This window comes from Citrobacter sp. Marseille-Q5395 (genome assembly GCF_947057495.1).
Classification (GTDB): Bacteria; Pseudomonadota; Gammaproteobacteria; order Enterobacterales; family Enterobacteriaceae; genus Citrobacter; species Citrobacter murliniae.
Window position 1 is genome coordinate 1 of the sequence record NZ_CAMSEL010000045.1, and the last position, 7,752, is coordinate 7,752.

4 protein-coding genes and 2 pseudogenes are annotated in these 7,752 nt (G+C 52.4%); 4 read left to right on the plus strand and 2 right to left on the minus strand.

Going from position 1 to position 7,752, the window contains the following annotated elements; translation table 11 throughout:
- Nucleotides 1-459: 459 nt before the first annotated feature.
- Nucleotides 460-1,469 (minus strand): annotated as a pseudogene (locus OH663_RS25545) (zinc-binding alcohol dehydrogenase family protein).
- Nucleotides 1,470-1,821: 352 nt separating this feature from the next.
- Between OH663_RS25545 and lacI the strand changes: the two are divergent.
- The 4 genes and pseudogenes from lacI to OH663_RS25565 form a co-directional block, all read left to right on the plus strand.
- Complete coding sequence (gene lacI, locus OH663_RS25550; RefSeq protein ID WP_007851507.1) at nucleotides 1,822-2,904, plus strand: DNA-binding transcriptional repressor LacI; 1,083 nt, start codon at nucleotides 1,822-1,824, stop codon at nucleotides 2,902-2,904.
- 121 nt (nucleotides 2,905-3,025) lie between these two features.
- On the plus strand, nucleotides 3,026-6,100 hold the full coding sequence (gene lacZ, locus OH663_RS25555; RefSeq protein ID WP_007894989.1) for a beta-galactosidase: 3,075 nt from the start codon (nucleotides 3,026-3,028) through the stop codon (nucleotides 6,098-6,100).
- A 51-nt stretch (nucleotides 6,101-6,151) separates the two neighbouring features.
- A complete protein-coding gene (lacY, locus tag OH663_RS25560; RefSeq protein WP_003846917.1) occupies nucleotides 6,152-7,405 on the plus strand; it encodes a lactose permease in 1,254 nt (417 codons plus the stop codon).
- Nucleotides 7,406-7,470: 65 nt separating this feature from the next.
- A pseudogene (locus OH663_RS25565) lies at nucleotides 7,471-7,611 on the plus strand (maltose acetyltransferase domain-containing protein); the annotation flags it as partial.
- Nucleotides 7,612-7,625: 14 nt separating this feature from the next.
- Here OH663_RS25565 and OH663_RS25570 read toward each other — a convergent pair.
- Nucleotides 7,626-7,752, minus strand: a 127-nt coding sequence (locus OH663_RS25570) for an IS1 family transposase (RefSeq protein ID WP_213090707.1), incomplete at its 5' end; no start/stop codon positions are given.

Here is a 7,752-nt window from a genome sequence, read left to right on the forward strand (position 1 = left end):
TGAATATGGAAAGAGTTTTTACCCAGATCGATACCAATGAGCGCAATGTTTTCCATGATAGTTCTCCGAATGAAAGCCTGTCCTCAGCATAGTACCGGGAAGGAGGGAGTGACCATCTCATTAAATATCCTACGTTAAGCCTGTTTTTTGAGCTGGCATGGCGGGCAGCTATGAGCGAAGTATAGTCATTCGCCCTATCTCTTTTGTCGCACTTTCAACAAGGGGGTCGCTTGGAAAGCGGAACGAGGTCAGTCTCCGCCCGGACTGCTCAGCTCTTTAAACAGCAAAAGAGAGGCATCTTATGAGAAGGGATTGTTCAGTATGTCAGGGCAGACTGCTTTTTCATCCGCAGGTACTGAGGGTAAATGCTCAATTCCGGTACGATTCTTACTCTATAGCCAGACAGAATTCAGCATTGTGCTGAACCCGAATCTTTTTTTACTCTGACAGGCCTGTTCATCAGAACCCTGAAAAAACAATTTTCCCGTTCACATTTTTATTTTCCATGTCCTCATGAGCCCGGCGAAGTGCTTTAGCATTCAGCCTGCCATACTCTGCCAGCAACGGAGGTTTGAGCTTACCGGAATCCAGCATGCATGAGAGTTTGTTAAGAATATCATGCTGTTTAGACATGTCCGCAGTAGCATGCATGGGGCGGGTAAACATTGCCTCCCAGTGAACAGAAACGCTCTTAAATTTGATCAAACGCAGATCCAGTGGTTCAGGGTCGTCGATGAGTCCGATACGGCCTTGTGGGGCAATAATTTCGGCCATATTTTCCCAGGCAGATGGCGTGGTGTACGTTGAGAAAATCCGGGTAATGGGAGGGAGTCCAGCAAGGCTGGCAACCTGTGGCGCAAGCGCACATGAATGATCCAGGACATAATGCGCACCAAACCCGCGAACCGCTCTGACACTCTCCTGCCGGGAGGCAGTCCCGATGATGTTCACCCGACTCAGAGTGCGGGCAAGCTGTATAGCCATACAAGGGACTCCGCCCGCACCGCCAAGCATCAACAGGGTCTGATCAGCATCTCCGTTCACTGACAACTGCAGACGATCAAATAACATTTCCCAGGCTGTCAGACCGGTCAGAGGAACCGACGCTGCAGCTTCAAAACTTAGTGCTGCCGGCTTTATCCCCGTAATGCGTTCGTCAACCAGCTGAAACTCTGCGTTGGCTCCCTGGCGATCGAGCACACCGGCATAGAAAACGTGGTCACCTGGCCTGAACAGCGTCACCTCTGGTCCGGTTGCTTCAACAACACCGGAAGCGTCGTATCCCATAACTACCGGATTGCCTGCAGAGGGACTGATGTTTCGCCGGCTTTTCAGGTCCCGTGGGTTAACCGCGACCGCCCTGACTCTGATCAAAAGATCACGCCCCTTGGGCATGGATGGGTGGGGAAGCGACAAATCTTCAATAACGGATGTACTTTCCCGGGTTGCCAGAAACCAACGGCTTTCATTCTGTCTCCTTAAAAAGGTCAGTCACCAGATAAATAAATGTAAAAGTGTGCGGAACGCGATACCCGCCAGTGCCCCCGGCAGTGCAAATCGAAAAATACGCGGAAAGCGGGCGCTGGGTAATGCTGTCAACCTGTTGATGACTATTTTAATCTGTAGTCATTCAATCCTTGTAACATCAGGATGATCCTGGTGTCAGTGAAAATACGAAATCAACACGTTGGTATCATTACCCACCTGTGAACTGACGTCGGCATTTTGAATCTCACTTCGGCGTGCCCCCTCCGAATGGCGCAAAACATTTCGTGGTATGGCATGATAGCACCCGAAGAGAGTCAATTCAGGGTGGTAAATGTGAAACCAGTAACGCTATACGATGTCGCAGAGTATGCCGGTGTCTCTTATCAGACCGTTTCCCGCGTGGTGAACCAGGCCAGCCACGTCTCTGCGAAAACGCGGGAAAAGGTGGAAGCGGCGATGGCGCAGCTGAACTACATTCCCAACCGCGTGGCACAACAACTGGCGGGGAAACAGTCGTTGCTGATTGGCGTTGCTACCTCCAGTCTGGCCCTGCACGCGCCGTCGCAAATTGTCGCGGCGATTAAATCTCGCGCCGATCAACTGGGTGCCAGCGTGGTGGTGTCGATGGTAGAACGAAGCGGCGTCGAAGCCTGTAAAGCGGCGGTGCACAATCTTCTCGCGCAACGCGTCAGTGGGCTGATCATTAACTATCCGCTGGATGACCAGGATGCCATTGCTGTGGAAGCTGCCTGCGCTAATGTTCCGGCGTTATTTCTTGATGTCTCTGACCAGACTCCCATCAACAGTATTATTTTCTCCCATGAAGACGGTACGCGACTGGGCGTGGAGCATCTGGTCGCATTGGGTCACCAGCAAATCGCGCTGTTAGCGGGCCCATTAAGTTCTGTCTCGGCGCGTCTGCGTCTGGCGGGCTGGCATAAATATCTCACTCGCAATCAAATTCATCCGATAGCGGAACGGGAAGGCGACTGGAGTGCCATGTCCGGTTTTCAACAAACCATGCAAATGCTAAATGAGGGCATCGTTCCCACTGCGATGCTGGTTGCCAACGATCAGATGGCGCTGGGCGCAATGCGCGCCATTACCGAGTCCGGGTTGCGCGTTGGTGCGGATATCTCGGTAGTGGGATACGACGATACCGAAGACAGCTCGTGTTATATCCCGCCGTTAACCACCATCAAACAGGATTTTCGCCTGCTGGGGCAAACCAGCGTGGACCGCTTGCTGAAACTCTCTCAGGGCCAGGCGGTGAAGAGCAATCAGCTGTTGCCCGTCTCACTGGTGAAAAGAAAAACCACCCTGGCGCCCAATACGCAAACCACCTCTCCCCGCACGTTGGCAGATTCCTTAATGCAGCTGGCACGACAAGTTTCCCGACTTGAAAGCGGGCAGTGAGCGCAACGCAATTAATGTGAGTCAGCTCACTCATTAGGCACCCCAGGCTTTACACTCTATGTGTCCGGCTCGTATGTTATGCGAAAATGTGAGCGGATAACAATTCACGCAGGATACAACTATGACAATGATTACGGATTCACTGGCCGTCGTATTACAACGTCGTGACTGGGAAAACCCTGGCGTTACCCAACTTAATCGCCTTGCGGCACATCCCCCTTTCGCCAGCTGGCGTAATAGCGAAGAGGCTCGCACCGATCGCCCTTCCCAAGAGTCGCGCAGCCTGAATGGTGAATGGCGCTTTGCCTGGTTTCCGGCACCAGAAGCGGTACCAGAAAGCTGGCTGGAGCGCGATCTTCCTGACGCCGATACTGTCATCGTCCCCTCAAACTGGCAGATGCACGGTTACGATGCGCCTATCTACACCAACGTGACCTATCCCATTGCGGTCAATCCGCCGTATGTTCCCACGGAGAATCCGACGGGTTGTTACTCGCTCACATTTAATGTTGATGAAAGCTGGCTACAGGAAGGCCAGACGCGAATTATTTTTGATGGTGTTAACTCGGCGTTTCATTTGTGGTGCAACGGGCGCTGGGTCGGTTACGGACAGGACAGTCGTTTGCCGTCTGAATTTGACCTGAGCGCATTTTTACACGCCGGAGAAAACCGCCTCGCGGTGATGGTGCTGCGCTGGAGTGACGGCAGTTATCTGGAAGATCAGGATATGTGGCGGATGAGCGGCATTTTCCGTGACGTCTCGTTGCTGCATAAACCGAGCACGCAAATCAGCGATTTCCATGTAGCCACTCACTTTAATGATGATTTCAGCCGCGCTGTACTGGAGGCAGACGTTCAGATGTACGGCGAGCTGCGCGATGAGCTGCGGGTGACGGTTTCTTTGTGGCAGGGTGAAACGCAGGTCGCCAGCGGCACCGCGCCTTTCGGCGGTGAAATTATCGATGAGCGTGGTGGTTATGCCGATCACGTCACCCTACGTCTGAACGTCGAAAACCCGAAACTGTGGAGCGCCGAAATCCCGAATCTCTATCGTGCGGTGGTTGAACTGCACACCGCCGACGGCACGCTGATTGAAGCAGAAGCCTGCGATGTCGGTTTCCGCGAGGTGCGGATTGAAAATGGTCTGCTGCTGCTGAACGGCAAGCCGTTGCTGATTCGCGGCGTTAACCGTCACGAGCATCATCCTCTGCATGGTCAGGTCATGGATGAGCAGACGATGGTGCAGGATATCCTGCTGATGAAGCAGAACAACTTTAACGCCGTGCGCTGTTCGCATTATCCGAACCATCCGCTGTGGTACACGCTGTGCGACCACTACGGCCTGTATGTGGTGGATGAAGCCAACATTGAAACCCACGGCATGGTGCCAATGAATCGTCTGACCGATGATCCGCGCTGGCTACCCGCGATGAGCGAACGCGTAACGCGAATGGTGCAGCGCGATCGTAATCACCCGAGTGTGATCATCTGGTCGCTGGGGAATGAATCAGGCCACGGCGCTAATCACGACGCACTCTATCGCTGGATCAAATCTGTCGATCCTTCCCGCCCGGTACAGTATGAAGGCGGCGGAGCCGACACCTTCGCAACCGATATTATTTGCCCGATGTACGCGCGCGTGGATGAAGACCAGCCCTTCCCGGCTGTGCCGAAATGGTCCATCAAAAAATGGCTTTCGTTGCCTGGAGAGACGCGCCCGCTGATCCTTTGCGAATACGCCCACGCGATGGGTAACAGTCTTGGCGGCTTCGCTAAATACTGGCAGGCGTTTCGTCAGTACCCCCGTTTACAGGGCGGCTTCGTCTGGGACTGGGTGGATCAGTCGCTGATTAAATATGATGAAAATGGCAATCCGTGGTCGGCTTACGGCGGTGATTTTGGCGATACGCCGAATGATCGCCAGTTCTGCATGAACGGTCTGGTCTTTGCAGACCGCACGCCGCATCCGGCGCTGACGGAAGCAAAACACCAGCAGCAGTTTTTCCAGTTCAGTTTATCCGGGCGAACCATCGAAGTGACCAGCGAATACCTGTTCCGTCATAGCGATAACGAGCTCCTGCACTGGATGGTGGCGCTGGATGGCAAGCCGCTGGCAAGCGGTGAAGTGCCTCTGGATGTCGCTCCACAAGGTAAACAGTTGATTGAACTGCCTGAACTACCGCAGCCGGAGAGCGCCGGACAACTCTGGCTAACGGTTCACGTAGTGCAACCGAACGCGACCACATGGTCAGCAGCCGGACACATCAGCGCCTGGCAGCAGTGGCGTCTGGCGGAAAACCTCAGCGTGACACTCCCCTCCGCGCCCCACGCCATCCCGCAACTGACCACCAGCGAAACGGATTTTTGCATCGAGCTGGATAATAAGCGTTGGCAATTTAACCGCCAGTCAGGCTTTCTTTCACAGATGTGGATTGGCGATAAAAAACAACTGCTGACGCCGCTGCGCGATCAGTTCACCCGCGCACCGCTGGATAACGACATTGGCGTAAGTGAAGCGACCCGCATTGACCCTAACGCCTGGGTCGAACGCTGGAAGGCGGCGGGCCATTACCAGGCCGAAGCAGCGTTGTTGCAGTGCACGGCAGATACGCTTGCCGACGCGGTGCTGATTACCACGGTCCACGCGTGGCAGCATCAGGGGAAAACCTTATTTATCAGCCGGAAAACCTACCGGATTGATGGAAGTGGTCAAATGGCGATTACCGTTGATGTTGAAGTGGCGAGCAATACGCCACATCCGGCGCGGATTGGCCTGACCTGCCAGCTGGCGCAGGTAGCAGAGCGGGTAAACTGGCTCGGATTAGGGCCGCAAGAAAACTATCCCGACCGCCTTACTGCGGCCTGTTTTGACCGCTGGGATCTGCCATTGTCAGACATGTATACCCCGTACGTCTTCCCGAGCGAAAACGGTCTGCGCTGCGGGACGCGCGAATTGAATTATGGCCCACACCAGTGGCGCGGCGACTTCCAGTTCAACATCAGCCGCTACAGTCAACAGCAACTGATGGAAACCAGCCATCGCCATCTGCTGCACGCGGAAGAAGGCACATGGCTGAATATCGACGGTTTCCATATGGGGATTGGTGGCGACGACTCCTGGAGCCCGTCAGTGTCGGCGGAATTCCACCTTAGCGCCGGTAGCTACCATTACCAGTTGCTCTGGTGTCAAAAATAATAATAACCGGGCAGGCCATGTCTGCCCGTATTTCGCGTAAGGAAATCCATTATGTACTATTTAAAAAACACAAACTTTTGGATGTTCGGTTTATTCTTTTTCTTTTACTTTTTTATCATGGGAGCCTACTTCCCGTTTTTCCCGATTTGGCTACATGACATCAACCATATCAGCAAAAGTGATACGGGTATTATTTTTGCCGCTATTTCTCTGTTCTCGCTATTATTCCAACCGCTGTTTGGTCTGCTTTCTGACAAACTCGGGCTGCGCAAATACCTGCTGTGGATTATTACCGGCATGTTAGTGATGTTTGCGCCGTTCTTTATTTTTATCTTCGGGCCACTGTTACAATACAACATTTTAGTAGGATCGATTGTTGGTGGTATTTATCTAGGCTTTTGTTTTAACGCCGGTGCGCCAGCAGTAGAGGCATTTATCGAGAAAGTCAGCCGTCGCAGTAATTTCGAATATGGTCGCGCGCGGATGTTTGGCTGTGTTGGCTGGGCGCTGTGTGCCTCGATTGTCGGCATCATGTTCACCATCAATAATCAGTTTGTTTTCTGGCTGGGTTCTGGCTGTGCATTCATCCTCGCCGTTTTACTCTTTTTCGCCAAAACGGATGCGCCCTCTTCTGCCACGGTTGCCAATGCGGTAGGTGCCAACCATTCGGCATTTAGCCTTAAGCTGGCGCTGGAACTGTTCAGACAGCCAAAACTGTGGTTTTTGTCACTGTATGTTATTGGCGTTTCCTGCACCTACGATGTTTTTGACCAACAGTTTGCTAATTTCTTTACTTCGTTCTTTGCTACCGGTGAACAGGGTACGCGGGTATTTGGCTACGTAACGACAATGGGCGAATTACTTAACGCCTCGATTATGTTTTTTGCGCCACTGATCATTAATCGCATCGGTGGGAAAAACGCCCTGCTGCTGGCTGGCACTATTATGTCAGTACGTATTATTGGCTCATCGTTCGCTACCTCAGCACTGGAAGTGGTTATTCTGAAAACGCTGCATATGTTTGAAGTACCGTTCCTGCTGGTGGGCTGCTTTAAATATATTACCAGCCAGTTTGAAGTGCGTTTTTCAGCGACGATTTATCTGGTCTGTTTCTGCTTCTTTAAGCAACTGGCGATGATTTTTATGTCTATTCTGGCGGGCAATATGTATGAAAGCATCGGTTTCCAGGGCGCTTACCTGGTGCTGGGTCTGGTGGCGCTGGGCTTCACCTTAATTTCCGTGTTCACGCTTAGCGGCCCCGGCCCACTTTCTCTGCTGCGTCGCCAGGTGAATGAAGTCGCTTAAGAAATTAATGTCGGATACGGCGCGAGCGCCTTATCCGACCAACTTATCAGGACGGAATGTTAAAAATGAACATGTCGATGACAGAAAAAATAAAAGCAGGCAAGCTATTTACCGATATGTGCGAAGGCTTACCTGAAAAAAGACTTCGTGGGAAAACATTAATGTATGAGTTCAATCACTCGCATCCATCAGAAGTTGAAAAAAGGGTAATGACTCCAACTTATTGATAGTGTTTTATGTTCAGATAATGCCCGATGACTTTGTCATGCAGCTCCACCGATTTTGTGAGCGACAGCGACTTCCGTCCCAGCCGTGCCAGGTGCTGCCTCAGATTCAGGTTATGCCGC